Origin of the sequence: Micromonospora sp. LOL_024 (genome assembly GCF_048060415.1) — a bacterium.
Lineage (GTDB): Bacteria > Actinomycetota > Actinomycetes > Mycobacteriales > Micromonosporaceae > Micromonospora.
Genome location: NZ_JBHMIS010000205.1, coordinates 1 through 390, shown reverse-complemented (window position 1 = coordinate 390; position 390 = coordinate 1). Strand labels below are relative to the sequence as shown.

Below are 390 nucleotides of genomic sequence, written 5' to 3'. Positions count from 1 at the left end.
GCTCACACGACCTCATAACCGCCGTGACCAGCAGTTACCCCAGAACGCAATAGCCCTGGGGGCAGCGGCTCGATAAAGTCCTGTTTACCCTCCTCCACGAGGTCGCGCATATCCTCCGAGGACATGTAGATCGCGATCGTATCATCGCCGAAGAGATCGACGACAGGGGCAACCAAGAATCGACTCAAGAGGCGGAAGCAAACAGCTTGGCATCTGAGTGCCTTTTTCCAAGCGGATTCCAAGAAGTTCCGGCACGCATTAGTAGTTCGTGGGTCGACAAGGCTGCTGGCGAATTGGGAGTCGCACGAATCGTCGTCGTAGGCTACCTTCCACGGCCCCGGCGTTGTTCCGGCTTGAGGTGTTCTGTCCGTGTTGAGGACCGGGCGAGGC

At 57.9% G+C, this 390-nt stretch carries 1 protein-coding gene; it reads left to right on the top strand.

The features are described 5' to 3' along the window. Positions 1-80: 80 nt before the first annotated feature. The coding region (locus ACFHWY_RS28895; protein ID WP_416583387.1) for an ImmA/IrrE family metallo-endopeptidase at positions 81-390 on the top strand (310 nt) is incomplete at its 3' end.